The 16,540-nt window shown below is 54.8% G+C and carries 19 protein-coding genes and 2 pseudogenes; 11 read left to right on the top strand and 10 right to left on the bottom strand.

Going from position 1 to position 16,540, the window contains the following annotated elements; genetic code table 11:
• Nucleotides 1-6 precede the first annotated feature (6 nt).
• The 11 genes and pseudogenes from VV088_RS16880 to VV088_RS22875 form a co-directional block, all read left to right on the top strand.
• On the top strand, nt 7-516 hold the full coding sequence (locus VV088_RS16880) for a bifunctional adenosylcobinamide kinase/adenosylcobinamide-phosphate guanylyltransferase (protein WP_334601855.1): 510 nt from the start codon (nt 7-9) through the stop codon (nt 514-516).
• Nucleotides 513-1,280 carry an adenosylcobinamide-GDP ribazoletransferase gene (locus VV088_RS16875; RefSeq protein ID WP_334601854.1) on the top strand — a complete coding sequence of 256 codons (768 nt, stop codon included), beginning with the start codon at nt 513-515 and terminating at the stop codon, nt 1,278-1,280. Before VV088_RS16880 ends, VV088_RS16875 begins: the two co-directional genes overlap by 4 nt.
• A complete protein-coding gene (locus VV088_RS16870) occupies nt 1,280-1,618 on the top strand; it encodes a bifunctional adenosylcobinamide kinase/adenosylcobinamide-phosphate guanylyltransferase (RefSeq protein WP_334601853.1) in 339 nt (112 codons plus the stop codon). Before VV088_RS16875 ends, VV088_RS16870 begins: the two co-directional genes overlap by 1 nt.
• Complete coding sequence (locus tag VV088_RS16865) at nt 1,612-2,157, top strand: histidine phosphatase family protein (RefSeq protein WP_334601852.1); 546 nt, start codon at nt 1,612-1,614, stop codon at nt 2,155-2,157. The genes VV088_RS16870 and VV088_RS16865 overlap by 7 nt, the downstream gene beginning before the upstream one ends.
• 1 nt (nt 2,158) lies before the next feature.
• Complete coding sequence (gene cbiB / locus VV088_RS16860; RefSeq protein ID WP_334601850.1) at nt 2,159-3,109, top strand: adenosylcobinamide-phosphate synthase CbiB; 951 nt, start codon at nt 2,159-2,161, stop codon at nt 3,107-3,109.
• Nucleotides 3,100-4,152 (top strand): threonine-phosphate decarboxylase CobD, encoded by a 1,053-nt coding sequence (cobD, locus tag VV088_RS16855; RefSeq protein WP_334601849.1) that lies wholly within the window; start codon nt 3,100-3,102, stop codon nt 4,150-4,152. The genes cbiB and cobD overlap by 10 nt, the downstream gene beginning before the upstream one ends.
• Nucleotides 4,153-5,343 carry a cobyric acid synthase gene (locus VV088_RS16850; protein ID WP_334601848.1) on the top strand — a complete coding sequence of 397 codons (1,191 nt, stop codon included), beginning with the start codon at nt 4,153-4,155 and terminating at the stop codon, nt 5,341-5,343.
• On the top strand, nt 5,340-5,987 hold the full coding sequence (locus VV088_RS16845; RefSeq protein WP_442913168.1) for a precorrin-8X methylmutase: 648 nt from the start codon (nt 5,340-5,342) through the stop codon (nt 5,985-5,987). Before VV088_RS16850 ends, VV088_RS16845 begins: the two co-directional genes overlap by 4 nt.
• A 242-nt stretch (nt 5,988-6,229) precedes the next feature.
• Nucleotides 6,230-6,823: a protein kinase domain-containing protein gene (locus tag VV088_RS16840; RefSeq protein ID WP_334601847.1), complete on the top strand. Its 594-nt coding sequence runs from the start codon at nt 6,230-6,232 to the stop codon at nt 6,821-6,823.
• Nucleotides 6,824-6,921: 98 nt separating this feature from the next.
• A complete protein-coding gene (locus VV088_RS16835; protein WP_334600141.1) occupies nt 6,922-8,217 on the top strand; it encodes an ISL3 family transposase in 1,296 nt (431 codons plus the stop codon).
• A 42-nt stretch (nt 8,218-8,259) separates the two neighbouring features.
• Nucleotides 8,260-8,520: pseudogene (locus VV088_RS22875) on the top strand (protein kinase domain-containing protein); the annotation flags it as partial.
• 53 nt (nt 8,521-8,573) lie between these two features.
• Here the strand turns inward: VV088_RS22875 and VV088_RS16830 are convergent.
• The 10 genes and pseudogenes from VV088_RS16830 to istA all read right to left on the bottom strand — a co-directional run bounded on the left by VV088_RS16830 (nt 8,574) and on the right by istA (nt 16,439).
• Entirely contained in the window at nt 8,574-10,250 is a 1,677-nt protein-coding gene (locus VV088_RS16830) for a recombinase family protein (RefSeq protein WP_334601846.1), read from the bottom strand.
• A gap of 101 nt (nt 10,251-10,351) precedes the next feature.
• Nucleotides 10,352-10,516 carry a transposon-encoded TnpW family protein gene (locus VV088_RS16825; protein ID WP_066535507.1) on the bottom strand — a complete coding sequence of 55 codons (165 nt, stop codon included), beginning with the start codon at nt 10,514-10,516 and terminating at the stop codon, nt 10,352-10,354.
• A gap of 437 nt (nt 10,517-10,953) precedes the next feature.
• Nucleotides 10,954-11,190, bottom strand: a complete 237-nt coding sequence (locus VV088_RS16820; RefSeq protein WP_120485200.1) for a helix-turn-helix domain-containing protein — start codon at nt 11,188-11,190, stop codon at nt 10,954-10,956.
• 6 nt (nt 11,191-11,196) lie between these two features.
• Nucleotides 11,197-11,625, bottom strand: coding sequence for a sigma-70 family RNA polymerase sigma factor (locus VV088_RS16815; protein WP_120485201.1), 429 nt, complete (start codon nt 11,623-11,625; stop codon nt 11,197-11,199).
• 543 nt (nt 11,626-12,168) lie between these two features.
• Nucleotides 12,169-12,900 carry an ABC transporter permease gene (locus VV088_RS16810; protein ID WP_334601845.1) on the bottom strand — a complete coding sequence of 244 codons (732 nt, stop codon included), beginning with the start codon at nt 12,898-12,900 and terminating at the stop codon, nt 12,169-12,171.
• Between the two features lie 12 nt (nt 12,901-12,912).
• Nucleotides 12,913-13,644: an ABC transporter permease gene (locus tag VV088_RS16805; RefSeq protein WP_334601843.1), complete on the bottom strand. Its 732-nt coding sequence runs from the start codon at nt 13,642-13,644 to the stop codon at nt 12,913-12,915.
• A pseudogene (locus tag VV088_RS16800) lies at nt 13,637-14,323 on the bottom strand (ATP-binding cassette domain-containing protein); the annotation flags it as partial. The pseudogene VV088_RS16800 and the gene VV088_RS16805, both read right to left, overlap by 8 nt.
• A gap of 64 nt (nt 14,324-14,387) precedes the next feature.
• Nucleotides 14,388-15,185 carry an IS21-like element helper ATPase IstB gene (istB, locus tag VV088_RS16795; RefSeq protein ID WP_334601842.1) on the bottom strand — a complete coding sequence of 266 codons (798 nt, stop codon included), beginning with the start codon at nt 15,183-15,185 and terminating at the stop codon, nt 14,388-14,390.
• Nucleotides 15,178-15,813: a Mu transposase domain-containing protein gene (locus VV088_RS22870; RefSeq protein WP_442913099.1), complete on the bottom strand. Its 636-nt coding sequence runs from the start codon at nt 15,811-15,813 to the stop codon at nt 15,178-15,180. The genes istB and VV088_RS22870 overlap by 8 nt, the downstream gene beginning before the upstream one ends.
• Nucleotides 15,814-15,845: 32 nt before the next feature.
• Entirely contained in the window at nt 15,846-16,439 is a 594-nt protein-coding gene (gene istA / locus VV088_RS16785; RefSeq protein WP_334599453.1) for an IS21 family transposase, read from the bottom strand.
• Between the last annotated feature and the right edge of the window lie 101 nt (nt 16,440-16,540).

Raw genomic sequence — 16,540 nt, 5'->3', positions numbered from 1 at the left:
GAAATCATGTTCACCCTTGTGATTGGCGGCGCGGCTAGCGGAAAGAGCGAATACGCCGAGGCCCACGCCCTGTCCCTCCCTAGGCGGCGGGTCTATCTGGCAACTATGCAGCCCTCCGACGGAGAGTGCCTGTCCCGGATCGAAAAGCACCACCTCCAGCGGGCGGGCAAAGGCTTCGAGACGGTGGAACGGTACACAAACCTGTCGGGTGTGCCCATTCCGGACGGTGCCAACATCCTGCTGGAGTGTCTGGGCAATCTGTTGGCAAATGAGTTATACAGCCCCGGGGGCGGCGGTTCGGATGCGGTGCTGGATGGTATCGGCGTTCTGCTGTCCCGGTGCCAACACCTGACCGTGGTAACCAATGAGGTGTGTTCCAGCGGGGCGGATTACGACGGGAGCACGCTGTCTTATATGCGGGAGCTGGCTCAAATCAACCGCGCCCTGGCCACAAAGGCGGACAGGGTGGTGGAGGTAGCCTGCGGCCTGCCCTATTTCTGGAAGGGAGCGATATGAGGACAATTTTAGAGACGATAGCGGTATCCTTTTCCATGTTTTCCGCTCTGCCCGCCCCACAGGTGGCATGGACGGAGAAAAATACCCGCTGGCTGCTGGCGGCCTTTCCACTGGTGGGGATAGTCATCGGCGGAACCTGCTGGGGCTGGGCCACGCTATGCGGAACGCTGGCCCTGCCCAACATCCTGCGGGGGGCGGGGCTAACCCTGATCCCCGTCCTGTTCACCGGGGGCGTTCACCTGGACGGCTATGCCGACACCTGGGACGCTCTGTCCAGCCACGCCCCGCCGGAGAAAAAGCAGGAGATTTTAAAGGACCCCCGCTTGGGGGCCTTCGCCGCCATCCACCTGTGCGGGTACTTCACGACGGCCTTCGCCCTCTGGACCGCCCTGCCACGGTATGACGGGCCGCTGTTTCTGCTGATGTTCCCCCTGTCCCGGACCCTGTCCGCTCTGGCGGTGGTGGCCTTTCCCCTGGCAAAGGACGCCGGGCTGGCCCACGCCTTCGCCACAGCGGCGGACAGGGGGCGGCTGAAATTTTTGCTGACCGTGCTGGTTGTCCTTCTCGGCGGAGGGCTGTGTCTGCGGGGGCTGGATGGCGGAACGGCGGTCCTGGCGGCCCTCGGCGTGTTTGCCTGTTACCACAGAATGGCGAAAAAGCAGTTCGGCGGGCTGTCTGGCGACCTAGCGGGGTGGTTTTTACAGACAGCCGAACTGTGGATGCTGGGGGTGGTGTGTCTGGCGCAGTATTGGGAGGCGTTTTAATGATTTTCGTCACCGGTCCGCTGTTTGCGGGAAAAAGGGAGTATATCCGTCAGGCTCTGGGCCTGTCTCGGGAGGAATTTGCCGAAAAGGCCGTGTGGGACGTGCAGGATTTGGCGGCAAAAGCCCCCAACCTGTCCACCCTGGCGGAGGAGCTGTCCCAAAAGGAAATCGTCATTGCTACCGAGATCGGCGGCGGGGTGGTGCCCATTGACCCGGCAGAGCGGGCGGCACGGGAGGCGGCGGGGCGGCTGGCCTGCCTGCTGGCCGGTTGTGCGGACACAGTGGTCCGGGTGTACTGCGGTCTGCCCCAGGTACTGAAGGGAAAACTGCTGTGCTGATCTACCTGATCCGCCACGGCGCCACCCGATACAACGAGGAACACCGCTACCAAGGCCTTACCGACGTTCCCCTCTCCCCGGCAGGCCGGGCGGCATTGAGACAGGCGGATTTTTCCCCGGAGGTGGTCTATGTGTCGCCCCTCTCCCGGGCCCGGGAGACTGCCGCCATCCTGTTTCCAACAGCGGAGCAGATCGTGGTTCCGGGCTTTCGGGAGATGGACTTCGGCGTCTTCGAGGGCCGCACCGCCGCAGAGATGGAACACGATTCGGTCTATCGCGCCTGGGTGGAAAGCGGCTGTACAGGGCGCTGCTCCGGCGGGGAAAGCCTGGCGGAGTTTTCCGACCGGGTGTGGGATGCCTTTGTCCCCCTGTTGGAAATTGAGGCGGAGCGGCTGGTGATCGTGGCCCACGGAGGCGTCCAGATGGCGATTCTGGAGCGGTATGCCCGACCCCACCGGGGCTACTTCCACTGGCAATCCCCTTGCGGCGGCGGTTTTGTGCTGGACGGGCAAACACTGATTGACGAGGTACATTTTTAAAATGAGGATTTTTTATGCCGCGTTGGGCGGCTTCGGTCTGGACCTGTTGCTGGGGGACCCGGCCTGGATGCCCCATCCGGTGGTGTTCATGGGCCGGTACATCACGAAATTGGAGGGTTTTCTGCGGAAAATCTGCCCCAATGAGCTGCTGGGCGGGGGCATCCTGGCAATCACCCTCCCTCTGGGGACGCTGGCTCTGTCCGCTCTGGCCCTGCGGCTGTGCGGGCTGGTCCACCCAGCTCTGCGGTTCGCTTTGGAGACGGTCTGGTGCTGGCAGTGTCTGGCTGTCAAGGGGCTGGGGGATGAGGCGAAAAACGTCTATCGGGTGCTGACCGCAGGGACGCTAGAGAAGGCCCGCCGGGCAGTGGGGCGGATCGTGGGGCGGGACACGGAACATCTGTCCGCCGAAGGAGTGGCCCGGGCCGTTGTGGAGACGGTGGCAGAGAATTTTTCCGACGGCGTGGCGGCCCCCATGGCGTACATGTTCCTGGGCGGCGCGCCTCTGGCCCTGTGTTACAAGGCGATCAACACCATGGACAGCATGGTTGGCTATAAAAATAACCGCTATCTGTACTTCGGGCGGGCGGCGGCGAAGCTGGACGATTTGGCAAATTATATTCCGTCCCGTCTGTCCGCTCTCCTGCTGATTCTGGCGGCGGCATTGACCGGGGAGAGTGCCTTCGGGGCTTGGCGTGTCTGGCGACGGGACCGACGGAACCACGCTAGCCCCAACTCCGCCCAGACGGAGGCCGTCATGGCTGGGGCGCTGGGGGTGCAGTTGGGCGGGCCAGCCTTCTACTTCGGGGAATTGCACGACAAACCAACTATCGGCGACTCTCTGCGGAAGATCGAGCGGTCGGATATTGGTCGGGCCATCCGGATGCTGTACGTGGGGAGTTTTTTGTGCATGGCTCTGCTGGCGCTGATGAGGGGGATTCTTGTATGGAACTGAGCCACGGCGGCGATTGGGCGGGCTATGAGCGGGAGTACTCTGTCCCGCTCCTGGACTTCTCCGCCAATGTCAGCCCGCTGGGGATTCCGGAAAAAGTAAGGCAGGCGGCGGTCCGGGCGCTGGACAGGGCGGACCGCTACCCGGACCCTCTGTGCCGGGAACTGCGGGAAAAGCTGTCGGAGCGGCACAGCGTCCCGGCGGACTGGATTTTGTGCGGGAACGGGGCCTCCGACTTGATTTACCGGCTGGCGCTGGCGAAGGGGCCCAAAACGGCGTTGGTATCAGCCCCGACATTTTCCGAGTACGAAAACGCCCTGACCCTGTGCGGTTGCTCCGTGACACGCTTCCCGCTCCGCCATAATAATAATTACGCTGTGTCGGAGGATATTTTGACGGCAGTTGCCCCCGGCCTGGACATGATGTTCCTCTGCGAGCCCAACAACCCCACCGGGCGGACCACGGACCGGCGGCTGTTGGTCAAAATCCTGGAGCGGTGCGCTGCTCAGGGTGCCCTGCTGGTGGTGGATGAATGCTTCAACGATCTGCTGGACAATCCTGTGGAACACTCCCTGGTGAAACTGCTTTCCAGCTTTCCTAATCTGTTGGTTTTGCGGGCTTTTACCAAAAGTTACGGTATGGCCGGTCTGCGGCTGGGGTATGCCCTGTGCCGGAATGTACGTTTATTGGAGCAAATGCGGACAAGCGGCCCGCCCTGGGCGGTGTCCGGCCCGGCGCAGGCGGCAGGGCTGGCGGCGCTGGAGGAAGACGGCTATCTGTCCCAGGTGCGCCGGCTTATTCAGCGGGAGCGCCCCCGGTTGGCGGCGGGGTTGGAGGTGCTGGGATTTCAGGTCTGCCCGGGGGAGGCCAACTATCTGCTGTTCTTTTCCCCTGCGTCTAACCTGGGGGAGCGGCTGCGTGAGCGGGGCGTCCTGCTCCGGGACTGCTCTAACTACCACGGTCTGGGCCCCGGCTGGTACCGGGCGGCAGTGCGGACGGGGGAAGAAAATCAGGTTCTTCTGCGGACCATGAGGGAGGTACTGTAAATGGCAAAATGCATCATGGTTCAGGGGACCATGTCCAACGTGGGCAAGAGCCTGCTAGTCACCGCTTTGTGCCGGATTTTCCGGCAGGACGGCTATAAAGCCGCTCCATTCAAGGGGCAGAACATGGCGCTGAACAGCTATCTCACTCCGGAGGGTCTGGAGATGAGCCGGGCCCAGGCGGTCCAGGCCTGGGCGGCTGGGCTGGAGCCCGATGTGCGGATGAACCCTGTGCTGCTCAAGCCCTCCAGCGACACGGGGAGCCAGCTCATTGTCAACGGTCAAGTTCGGGGGCACTATCAGGCGGCGGACTACTTCAGGCTGAAGCCCACACTGACTACCGAGGTACTGGCGGCCTATCACAACCTAGCGGCGGAGCATGACATCATCGTCATCGAGGGGGCTGGAAGCCCGGCGGAGATTAACCTGAGACAGGGGGACTGCTTTGTCAACATGGGGCTGGCGGAGCTGGTGAACGCCCCGGTGCTGCTGGTAGGGGACATCGACCGGGGCGGGGTGTTTGCCCAGCTCTACGGCACCGTCGCTCTGCTGGAGGAGCGAGAGCGGACCCGGGTAGTCGGTACAATCATCAACAAATTCCGGGGAGACGTGTCCCTCCTGCGCCCCGGTTTGAGACAGCTGGAGGAGCTCACCGGCGTCCCGGTACTGGGAGTGGTCCCCTATGCTAAAGTGGATATCGACGATGAGGACAGCCTGTCCCCCCGCCTGACCCGGATGGAGCATGATCGCCTCGTAGACATCGCCGTGATCCGTTTGCCCCACATATCCAATTTTACCGATTTTGCTCCGCTGGAGCGCCACCCGGCCCTGGGGGTGCGGTATGTGGAGCGGACGTCCCGGCTAGGGGAGCCGGACCTTGTCATCCTGCCTGGAAGTGCCGATCCCCTGGAGGATAGTCGTTGGCTGGCAGAAAGCGGCTTGGCGGCGGCCATCCGGGAGAGACTGTGGTTGGGCCTGTCCGGCGGTATTTTCGATTCCGGAGAAAATGTAGTCCGACTGGCCGGCTGGCTGCTGGAACGCAAGGGGCTGACCCCTGTCCCCTACCGCCCGGAGGACCGCCAAGCCTACCAGGAAGAGCAGTTTAATCTGCTGGCGGACGCGGTGCGGGCAAATCTGGCCCTGACTGCTATCTACCAGGCGATGGAGCAGTATGAGAGGGGGCTATCCCAATGAAGCACATCCTTCCGGAGGACATTGAGCGGACCAGCATGTCCATCATTGCCCAGGAACTGAGGGAGAAAGGGATTGTCCTGCCGGAGGAGAGCGCTGCCGTGGTCAGGCGGGTAATCCATACTACGGCAGATTTTGACTTCGCAGGAAATCTCCGTTTTACCCCAGGTGCGGTGAAACTGGGCCAAGCGGCTCTGCTAAATAGGGCAGCGATTGTCACAGATACCAACATGGCAAAAGCCGGGATTAACAAGCCCGTCCTGACGAAGCTGGGCGGGCAGGTCTGCTGCTTTATGGCGGATGAGGATGTGGCACGGGCGGCAAAGGAAAAGGGTACTACCCGGGCTGTGGCAGCGATGGAGAAGGCATCTGGACGGTTTCCCAGCGCTGTTTTTGCCATTGGTAATGCCCCCACGGCGCTGCTGCGCATTGCGGAGCTGATTGAAGCAGGCCTGCGTCCTTCCCTGGTAATCGGCGTGCCGGTGGGGTTTGTCAACGTGGTGGAGAGTAAGGAGGCAGCATGGGCGGTCTGTCAGGAGAAGGGAGTCCCGGCTATCCTTTCCATGGGCCGAAAGGGCGGTAGCGGTGTAGCGGCGGCGGTTTGTAATGCGCTGCTTTATCAGACTACGGAGGAAATTAGGTGTTAATTGGAAGGGAACAGGGAGAGGTTTTGTGAGAAGGTTTTGACTGGGCAGAAGCAATGAGCACCGCAGCTTGAGACGGCATAGAAATACAAGAATAGCAGAAACACAAGCAGGAATAGCTCTCAACTATGGTCAGATGTTTTTATGGGCGGATGCTTGTGGCTCTCCTGGTTTTGAGGTATAATAACTAAGAATACAATTGGTTTTGACTGAGAAGATGTCGAGTTAAGGAGAGAGATGGGACGATGACAAAGACCGAATTGATAGATATGTTAGATGAGTATAAAATAGGGTTGCTGTCAAAGGCAACGGATGGAACCATTGACGATAAATATTATACTCAAACAAGGAACTCTTTATTGGAAAACGTAAGTAAAGAGCAAATCCCGAAGTTTATCAGAGTTTGTAGGACAGCAGATGAGTTTAGACGATATATGCAGAATGAGTCCAGCAGCTATGCGGGAAGAAGACAACTGATTGCAGATTCCATAAATCGTTTGATTGAATATATAGAGGAACATTCTGATGAAGAAGCAGATCCGTTTTTACAGATAAAACAGTATAAAAGAGTTGAGCAGATTGGCTCCGGAGGCTTTGGCTGTGTTTTTAAATACCACAATAATTGTTTGGATATGGACTTTGCGGTAAAAGTATACACTCCTATTTTTGTATCATCAAAAGAGCAGGAAGATAGAGAAAGGAGATTTTTCAGAGAGGCTAAGATGCTCTTTCAGTTAAATCATATGAATATTGTTAAAATATACGATGCAGGCAGAATTTCTGAAGGACCGTTTATAAGAATGGAGTATATTGAAGGATATGATTTGGCTCATCGGTAGAATGAGTGGGTGGTAAAAACTGAACAAGCCCTTGGCAACACAGAGGAAACGACTATGATTAAGTTGCGAAACAAAAATCATGGAAGAAGGCCCCCCAAGTGCGAGCCAAGAAGCTTGTTCAGACCATCATCGGAAGCGCCGGTTTTGTCCTGGAGGACATCACCGTCAATCCCGAGATGAACGAAATAAATATCGCCGTGCGGCCAACTGAGCACGAGCAGTGCCGGTGCGGAATCTGTCATCGCAAGGCGGCGCGGTACGACAAGGGGCGCGGACGTCGGCGTTGGCGCGCCCTGGACATAGGCGGAAGCAAAGTATATATTGAGGCATACGAGCCGCGGGTACGCTGCCGGAAACATGGCGTGGTGACAGCATCGGTTCCCTGGGCACGGCACAACAGCCGTTTCACCAAAAGTTTTGAGGAAACCTGTGCATGGCTGAGCGTACACGCATCCCGTAGCACGGTCTCGGAATATCTGCGGGTGGAATGGCACACAGTGGGCGGCATCTGCCATCGGGTATATCAAGAGCTGGAAACAGCCAATCCCTCTCGCTTTGACAGCTTGGAAAATATCGGCATTGACGAAACCAGCTACAAGAAAGGGCACAAGTATATGACCGTAGTCATCAACCACGACACAGCCAGCGTGGTCTGGTGTGCAAAGGGATACGGGAAAGAAGTTCTCTCCCAATTCTTTGAACGGCTGACACCGGAGCAGCGGGCCTCTATCCGTTGTGCCTCAGCGGATGGGGCCAAATGGATCGCATCCTGTGTCGAGGAATACTGCCCCCATGCACAGCGGTGCGTAGACCCGTTTCATGTGGTTTCCTGGGCCACAGACGCCCTAGATCAGGTGCGTCGGGAAGCCAGGTCTGAGGCTCGCCAGCAGGCCAAAACTCTGCCCAAGCGCAAGCCCGGTCGTCCGGCCAAGGGCGAGGCTGCTCCTGAAAAGAACCAGGCAAAATCAGTGAAGAATCTACGCTATGTCCTGCTCAAAAACCCGGAGCATCTCTCTGAAAATCAGCAAGCACAGCTGCAATTCCTGACCAGGGCCAATCCTAAGCTCTACCGTGCCTACCTGCTCAAAGAGAATCTTCGTCTGGCTCTCAAGGCCGGGCCTGATGAGATCGCCGCTGCGCTCACCAAGTGGATGGCCTGGGCCCAGCGGTGCAGGATCCTCGTGTTCCGCGAGCTGCGCAAGAAAATCAAACGCCACTTTGACGCCATTGTTGCTGCCGCCAGATTCAGGCTTTCTAATGCCCGCTCCGAGGCCATCAACAACAAAATCAAACTCATCATCCGTACCGCTTTTGGCTTTCGCAACGTGGATAATCTTCTCGCTATGGTTATGCTCTCCTGCTCCAATCTTCATCCCACTCTCCCTAACCGCTGACCCGACCACTCTTTCTACCGAAGCCTCTATGATTTAAACGAATTACAGGAAAAGCACAGTATATTAAGCTTTGAAAACAGTGTAAACGTCATAAAGCCAATTTTAAGAGGATTAGAGTATGCCCATAAAAAGGGAATCATACATCGGGACTTAAAGTCGAGCAATGTTGTATTTTCAACAAAGGAGAAGATATTTAAGATTATTGATTTTGGGGTTAGTGCTTTTTTAGATACGGAAAATAATACAAAGCTTACTAAGACAGGTGAAGTTGTGGCGGGCGGGGCTTTTGCTGGGGTGAGATAACGTAACCGTTTTTGAATGGTACGCTATCTTGCCCCAGCATTTTGCTTTCAGCCCTAAACGACAACGCTTTTGACATCAGCGCCGATCTGCCTGAAATAAGAAACGCTTTCGGTGGGCTGGTCGCCGGTGTCTACCTTGCCCACGAAGCTGTAAAAGATTTCGATTTTGCGGGTGTTGGTGTTCTTGTCCAATTCGTAGACCAAAATGCGGTCGATAAACTCATGGACATTTTCATAGGTCAATTCGCTGATCTCCGTGTACCGGCGTACCAGGGCGACAAACCGCTTCACATCGGCACTACGCTCAGCGGCGGTGTCAAGCCCTTTCCGCAGTTCCGCCACCCGTTTCGTCAACGCCGCTTTCTCGTCCTCATAGCCGGAGGTCAGAAACACAAACTGTTCATTCGATAACCGGCCCAATGCGTTGTCCTCGTACAGTTTGCGGAATAAAAGGTTGATCTCGCCCAGCCGGGCCTCCGCCTTGTCAAGTTCCTTGCGCTGGTGGCCCAGCGCCTTTTTCATGGCCTGTTCACTGCACTCGGTAGCGGTCTGAATAAACTCCTGCTCATGTCCTTTCACATAGGACATAATACGCTGCAAGTCAGCCAAAACAAGTTCTTTCAAGACACTTTTGCGGATGTAATGTGTCGTGCAAAGAAAATCATTTCTGGCCCGGTTGCGGTAGTTGCCGCAGGTGTAAGCGTGTTTCCGCTCCGGCGTTCCGGCTCCTTTTTGGAGATACATTTTGTAGCCGCAATCTCCGCAGAATAGCAACCCGGAAAACAGGTCGATTTCATCAGACTTGGTAGGGCGGTGGCGGGTAGCGATGCGCTTTTGGGCAAGGGCAAAGGTTTCCTCGTCAATCAGCGGTTCATGCGTGTTGGGGAAGAAATACCGCTTGTCCTCCGCATTTTTCCGTGTCTTTTTGGACTTATAGGACACCTTGTAGGTTTTCGCCGTGATGGTATGGCCCAAATATTCCTGCCGGGCGAGAATGTCATACAGCGTCTTTTCAGGCCAGTTGTACCAGGCGTTCAGTTGGGGGCGGGGATGCTGGGTTCTTCCTGTTCGGCGGTAGCGGAGTTCTCCAACAGTCAAAATCTCGTTGTCCCGCAGCCAGTTTTGAATTTCACAGATACGGTCGCCCCGCACATACATGGCGAAAATCTGCTTGACAACATGGGCCGTTTCCGGGTCAGGAATGAGATGATTGCGGTCGTTCGGGTCTGCGATATACCCATAGGGGACTTCTCCGTTGACACGTTCGCCCCGCTGGGCCTTGGCCTGCTTCACCGCCCGGATTTTCTTGGACGTATCGCGGGCGTAAAATTCATTAAACCAATTCCGCAGGGGGGTAAACTCGTTATCTTCCCTTGCTGTGTCCACGCCGTCGTTAATGGCGATGTAGCGCACCTCATATTCCGGGAACACGATTTCGATAAGCTCCCCGGTTTTCAGGTAGTTCCGGCCCAGGCGGGAAAGGTCTTTCGTTATGACCGTCGCCACGTTCCCGGCCTCAACCTCGCGGAGCATGGCTTGCAGCCCCTCACGCTCGAAACTCACCCCGGAAAAGCCATCATCGACAAAAAAGCGGGTATTCAAAAAGAAATGTTCATCCGCATACCGTTGTAAGATCAACTTTTGATTTTGGATGCTCTCGCTCTCGCCTGCCTGCATATCCTCTTGACTTAACCGGCAATATAAAGCGGTTATCTTGTCTGCCTGCAACATTGTTCCTCCTTTCCGACAGCAGACAAGCATGATATATGTACTGATTACATTATACCATCAACCGCTGTCCTTGTCAGCTCAAAAAATATAAAAAGAGCGCCCTATTTCTGGACGCTTCCGGCGTTCTGCTCCATATCCTTGCGGATAAGTTTCTTGATCTTCTTGTCTATGGTGTCGGTCGCTTTCTCGCTGGCCGACGCACAGACAAAGTAAGTCGTTTTGCCAATTTTATGCGTCGTTGTGGCGCTGATCTGATTTTGCGGCAAAGGACTTCCCCCTTTCGCAAATAAATAGTACAGTTTATGAATAGCGGCTTGTCCACTATTCTGATAAAAGGGCATAAATCGGACGGCTGGCGGCGACCAGCACCACGGGACTTTCACCCCCGCGTGGTTCTCACGCGGCCCTACCCATTGCCTGCGACGCTTTGAACGCTCGGACTGTGGCTGTAAGGGAGTATCGTTAGCGTATGCGCCGCTGATTATAAGCTGCCAGCTTTTCGGTGTAGGCGGTTCTCGCTCTCCCGCAGGATGCGGGGTTATGGCGCACCCACCGATGCGACGCATACAGAATGTGTCCGTTGCCCTATGCTGCGCCGCCGTTATCTTGCGGGCTTTCTTTGTCAAGGTGCAGCGCCGGGCCGGAGGCAGGGGAACATGGAAAGGGTAAGGGTGTTCCGCCTGCCCTGCCGGGCCGGTTGCCGTCAGTCTACGGCAACAATGGCATAGATGAGCTTGATCTCCAGGAGATGCTTCATGTACTCGTCTACGCACACATGGGGATAGCCGTACTCGTCATACAGCGTCCGGGTACAGAGCTTGTTTATGTAGCCCTCGTAGTACCGCAAGACCTGTTCCACGGCTCCGGCGTCCCCGGCGCGGGCGGCTTCGATCACCGGCATGGGGAGAAGCGCCCGGCCCTTGTAGTCAGGTTCCGACATTCGCGTTCAACCTCCTTTCGGCATCATCGCCGCCAACTTGTTCCGCAGTTCGTCCAGTGCTTTCCGTCTGCGCCGCTGGACGGCATAGCGGGACAGCTCCATGATCTCACCGATCTTGCCGTCCGACATTCCCAGGACACAGTGCAGTATCAGAATACTTTGTTCCTGCTCCGTCAGGGCGGCAAAGGCGTCGGCCACAAGCTCGTTCTCAATCGGCAGGTCACATCCATGCGACGTAAAAACATGGCTGTCGCTGGGATAGCGGTCTACCGTGGAGAGCTTGTCCATTTCTTTCTGCGGCAGGATGCTCAACGATATATGACGGTCGCGCAGGCTGTCCATTTTCCGCAGATAGTCAATGGCCTCATGTTCCAGTACCAGCTTGCAATAGCGGTCAAACTGGCCCGGTCTGCTAAAGCGGGGGATAGTTCCCATCTTCTCACCCCCTTTCGTCGGGGGATGGTGGTGGTTCTCTCCCTTTCCGCTAACAGAGCGAAGTGATTGGGCCAAACTGCGCGGTAAATGGCCCGATTTGCAAAAATTTTTTTCGGGCCGGTCTGGAAACGACAAAACTCGCCCGGCAGGTCACAGACCCACCGGGCGAGCTGCACAGTATAATTTACTTTATCTGCACCGTATAGTATAACCTCGCGGCCACAGTTCTCCCAGGCGGGGGACGGGCTTTTTTTGACGGTTCAAATGCTGTCAAATCGTGTCGAACGGGTATGTACTTCATGGCGGCTGCCTCCTGTCAGCCGCCGTACTTTCCAGCGTTACCGCATCATTCTTTTGGGGGATAAAAGAACGGCGGCTTTAATCTCTTAAAACCGCCGCATGGAACAAATAGGCACGGGAAATCGGTCTGCCCAGCAGCGGTTTTTTTCTTTTCTGCCGCTGGGCAGACTTGGCTTTTATGGACTGCTGTACGACGGCTTTTTTCTTTTGCCGTCGTGCGGCAGATTATTAAAAATATTGTGGTTATTTGGCTGTCTTGTTCAGTCCTTTCAAAATGAACAGCGAAAGAACAACACAGGTCAGCAGAACTATGACACCGATTAAAGTCTGAATGACGCTTGCATGGTAATAACCAGAAAGGTTAAAAACGGCTGTCATAGGATAGACCGTTTTTAATGTGTTGGACATACTTGCAAACAATCCAGCGAAAGAATAGATTTCAGCAAATACCAGCGCCAACCAGTAGCCCTTTTTCATCCGGGAAACCAAAGCGATAATCGGAGAAATGGCAAAAAAAACGCCAGCTCCATCCATAAAATATATTTTCAGGTTCTCTAAAACAAGGCTAATAGGCAGAGCTTCAAGGTGGAGAACGGCCTCAATGAGAAAGGTAATAACAAAAAGCAGGAGATAGATCAGGACGCTGAACACAAGGGTAAGCACCATCTTGGCAAGTGTCAGTTTCATTTCATCCACGGGAATAAGGCGCAGGGATTTTAGGGTGTCCTCCTGTTCCTCCCGACAGATCATATAACTGCCCAGCAGGGCAATCACCGCAGGCAATACATAAAAGGTAGCAAGGGATTGGGTCGCTGTCATAAACCATCCTGCCTTGTCGATATAGCGGCTTCCATAGAACATGAATTGCCCCTGTGCAAAGATAATCAACGCCACCATAACCGTTGCAAAACCGGCAATCCACAGGATTTTGGAGCGGCGGAGTTTCCAGCGCTCCGCCCAAAGCAAAAGTTTCATTTCAGATGCACCTCACTTTCTCTTTTTCAAAACAGCCCCGGCCAGCATTACAGAAGCTACGCTCCACACACCTATGCAAAGGAACGCCCCCGGAATATTAAGCGGCTGGGTAATCACGACACCTGGAATATCCCGCATAACAATGGCTGTCATGCTGGAGAGCGGATGCAGGTACATATTTACCATTAAGAGGATAAAGCCAAGAAATGTATAAACCAGCGTCAAACAGACGGGAAGAATATAGCCCTTTTGCACCGCAGCAACCGCCAGCACCGGCAACACCGCAAAAGCGGTCAGCAGGGAGATTTCCATGCACTTTCGCAGAAGATAAAGTGTGCTTGTGCTGTCAAAGGTGATATAGCCAGGCAGTACGCCGGTAAGAATGGACGCGGCTGCAATAATCAGCATAAAGCAGATCGAGTATGTCAGCATCACAACGAATTTGCTGAAAAAGTACGCCACTTTATTGACCGGCACAATCCAGAGTTGTTTAAGTATATCATACTGGTTTTCGTTATACATCAGCATGGTACAAAGCATCCCCAGCACCACCGGCAGGATAATCCACGGGGTATAGCTAAACGCCGTCCACTTGTAGAACTCGATGGGTTCCACGCCGGTTCCCTTGATATTTGCAAAGTAGAACACAGCGGCAAGAGGTATAAAGAGCGCCGCCAGCAGCATGAGCCAGATAAACTTTCTCCGACGCAGCTTTAGAAATTCAACCTGTATCAGTTTAAGCAATGCCCTCTCCTCCTGTAATCTGCTTGAAATAATCCTCAAGGGTATCATTGCAGATTTGGGAGCTGATAACAGCCACGTCCTGCACCACAAGAGCCTTGTTGATTGCTGCCATATCCAGTGCGGTATCATAGAGCCGCAGGTTATGTTCGTCCTGCACCGCATAATCAGTCACACGGAACTGCTGTTCCAAAATCAAAGAGGTTTTGTGGACATCCGAAACCTGAAGCTGGATGTATTTCCGATTTTTCTTTTCCAAATCCTCCATGCTGTTTTCTTCCAACAGTACGCCGTGGTCGATGATGCCAATATCGTCCGCCAGAAGTGCGATTTCAGTAAGGATGTGGCTGGAAATCAGAATAGTTTTACCGCGCTCCGCGCTTAAACCCTTGATAAAGTTTCGTACTTCGGCAATGCCGATGGGGTCAAGCCCATTGGTCGGTTCGTCGAGTATCAAAAGCTCCGGGTCATGCAGGATGACATTAGCTATGCCAAGGCGCTGCTTCATACCGAGAGAATACTTGCTGAACAGCTTTTTGTCCCGATAAGGAAGCCCCACAACTTCCAGCGCTTTCTTGACGGCATTGGGCCGGGGTGTCCCGCGCAGCTTCGCAAAGATTTCAAGATTTTCTGTGCCGGTCAGGTTGGGATAAAATCCAGGAGTTTCGATGTCAACGCCGATATGAAATTGTAAGAAAACGCCGAAGAAATTTTGTTGTTTTTCGGCGGAGGGGGGGGTAACAAAACTAAGCGTTTCCTTGTTCAAAAAGAGTGTTCACGATTTGCTGTTTCTGGCGCATAAATTCCTTGCGCTCCTTCAGGCGGTAAGATTCGCCCTTGATGTTAATGACGGTGCAGTGATGCAGGACACGGTCCAGGATGGCGGAGGCGATGGTGACGTCGGCAAAGACCTCGTTCCACTGGGAGAAGGTCTTGTTGGAGGTAAAGACGGTGGACGTCTTCTCATATCGCCTGGCAATCAACTGGAAGAACAGGTTTGCGCCCTGGATGTCCATGGGGAGGTAGCCGATCTCGTCGATGATAAGCATCCTGTACTTGGCGAGAACCTTGAGCTTGTCCGGCAGATGGTTCTCAAAATGGGCCTTCTTGAGCTGCTCAATAAGCTGATGGCAGTTGATGTAGTAGGTGGAAAAGCGATGCTGTGCCGCCACAAGGCCCAGAGCGGAGGCCAGATGGGTCTTGCCCACGCCGGGCGGGCCAAGGAAGACCACATTCTCCCCGTTTTCCAGGAAGCGCATGGTGGCCAGTTCGTCGATCTGGCGCTTGTCGATGGAGGGCTGGAAGGAGAAATCGAAGTCGTCCAGGGTCTTCTTAATGGGGAAGCCGGACATCTGGATCTGCTTCTCATAGGCCCGTCTCCGCTTGGATTTGGCTTCTTCTGAGAAAATGTGATCCAAAACCTCCACAATGTTGAGATCCTCCGCCACCGCCCGTTCCAGGTAATTGTCCAGAATCTCCAGGGTGTTTTTCATCTTAAGGGCTTCCAGGTTTTCCCTCAGCCTGTCCATAGTAAATTCAGTCATACAGCACCTCGTCATATCTGGACAAATCGGAGGGTTTCAAGGGAAAATCAATCACTTTGTCCTGTTCCAGCAGAACATTTTCTGCATCCATCGTCTGTTTCAGCGTAAGCCTTCTATAGTGCTGAGGATTGACAACCATGTCCTTTCTCTGATACGATATTCGGTGCAGAGCGATCTGCTTTCCCTCGTAATATGCTGCTAACATGCTGTCGAGGGCCACGACTGCCACATCTTTGCCGACATACTCCGCTGGCACGGAGTACTGATTGCCGGCGTAGGAGATGAGGCAGTCTTTTTGTACCCGCCTAAGGTTGATCTTGTCGATGATGTACTCACGAGAGAGGGGACTCAGGCCCTCTTTTTTCAGCCGCTCAAAGGGAATCTCGTTGGTGGTGGCGTGGACTTTCCCATTGACCTTATTGCACCAGGCCAGGGCCTGTCCGTTCAAGTCCGCCAGACTGTTGTACTGGATCCCCACCATAAAATTATCTCTGACAAACTGCACCGTCCGCTCTACTTTCCCCTTCGTCTGACCCCGATATGGCCGGCACAGAATTGGCTTGAATCCATAGAAGCCCGCGAAATCCTCAAACTGCCGGTTCAGCGTGGAGTCCTCCTGCTTCAGCAATCGCTTGATGACCACCTGCTTTTGGATGGCTCTTAGCGGCTTTGCCGCTTAGAGCCATCGCATCCCCCTTGCGGGGACATGTTGTCGTACAGGATTTCCTCTGGGTACCCGCCAAAGTACCGAAACGCGTTCTGATGGCACCGAATCAGTGTATTTGTGCTCATATCTGTGACAAATTCGATGTACCGCATCCTTGAGTACCCCAGAATCATGAGAAAGCAGTACAGCTTCTTCCACTTCCCGTCCTCGTATACCAGGTGATCCTCGAAGAATCCCCAGTCCATCTGCCCTTGCTTTCCGGGCATCGTCTCAAACCGTACCGTCGCTTTCTCATTCAAATCCATCTTCCGGCTGCTCACATACGCCTTGACAATACTGTAACCTCCGTCAAACCCCATCTCCCGCAGCTTCTCCAGTATCCGCAGCGCCGAATACGGCGCCTCTTCCAGCCACTCGTCCACGATCTGCTTGTACGGGTCCATCTTTGTTGGCTTGGGTTCGCTCAATGTGTACTCCGGCTTCTGCGGCGATTCCGCGTACCGCTTTGCTGTTCGCGGGTCCATGTGGTACTTCCGGCCCAGCTCCACATAGCTCAGCCCTTTCTGTCTGTCACTTCGGATTTCCATCCACTGTGCTCCTTTCATTTCCTGACTCCCTTTCCGGGCTCTTTTTCGCCCTGATTGGGAGTCTATCTTTTTTCCCTCCTCTCCGCCACAAAACTACATTT

This window comes from Lawsonibacter sp. JLR.KK007 (assembly GCF_036941135.1).
Classification (GTDB): domain Bacteria; phylum Bacillota; class Clostridia; order Oscillospirales; family Oscillospiraceae; genus Lawsonibacter.
Note: the sequence above shows the minus strand (reverse complement) of the source record. Positions and strands in the feature narration are given on the sequence as shown.

Bases quoted from the DNA above. Each gene is read 5' to 3' on its own strand.
- istB (WP_334601842.1), bottom strand. From the start codon at position 15,185: ATGACTGAATTTACTATGGACAGGCTGAGGGAAAACCTGGAAGCCCTT.
- cbiB (WP_334601850.1), top strand. From the start codon at position 2,159: ATGAGGATTTTTTATGCCGCGTTGGGCGGCTTCGGTCTGGACCTGTTG.
- VV088_RS16810 (WP_334601845.1), bottom strand. From the start codon at position 12,900: ATGAAACTTTTGCTTTGGGCGGAGCGCTGGAAACTCCGCCGCTCCAAA.
- VV088_RS16845 (WP_442913168.1), top strand. From the start codon at position 5,340: ATGAAGCACATCCTTCCGGAGGACATTGAGCGGACCAGCATGTCCATC.
- VV088_RS16875 (WP_334601854.1), top strand. From the start codon at position 513: ATGAGGACAATTTTAGAGACGATAGCGGTATCCTTTTCCATGTTTTCC.
- VV088_RS16840 (WP_334601847.1), top strand. From the start codon at position 6,230: ATGACAAAGACCGAATTGATAGATATGTTAGATGAGTATAAAATAGGG.
- VV088_RS16830 (WP_334601846.1), bottom strand. From the start codon at position 10,250: ATGTTGCAGGCAGACAAGATAACCGCTTTATATTGCCGGTTAAGTCAA.
- cobD (WP_334601849.1), top strand. From the start codon at position 3,100: ATGGAACTGAGCCACGGCGGCGATTGGGCGGGCTATGAGCGGGAGTAC.
- VV088_RS16880 (WP_334601855.1), top strand. From the start codon at position 7: ATGTTCACCCTTGTGATTGGCGGCGCGGCTAGCGGAAAGAGCGAATAC.
- VV088_RS16870 (WP_334601853.1), top strand. From the start codon at position 1,280: ATGATTTTCGTCACCGGTCCGCTGTTTGCGGGAAAAAGGGAGTATATC.
- VV088_RS16820 (WP_120485200.1), bottom strand. From the start codon at position 11,190: ATGTCGGAACCTGACTACAAGGGCCGGGCGCTTCTCCCCATGCCGGTG.
- istA (WP_334599453.1), bottom strand. From the start codon at position 16,439: ATGGAAATCCGAAGTGACAGACAGAAAGGGCTGAGCTATGTGGAGCTG.
- VV088_RS16850 (WP_334601848.1), top strand. From the start codon at position 4,153: ATGGCAAAATGCATCATGGTTCAGGGGACCATGTCCAACGTGGGCAAG.
- VV088_RS16815 (WP_120485201.1), bottom strand. From the start codon at position 11,625: ATGGGAACTATCCCCCGCTTTAGCAGACCGGGCCAGTTTGACCGCTAT.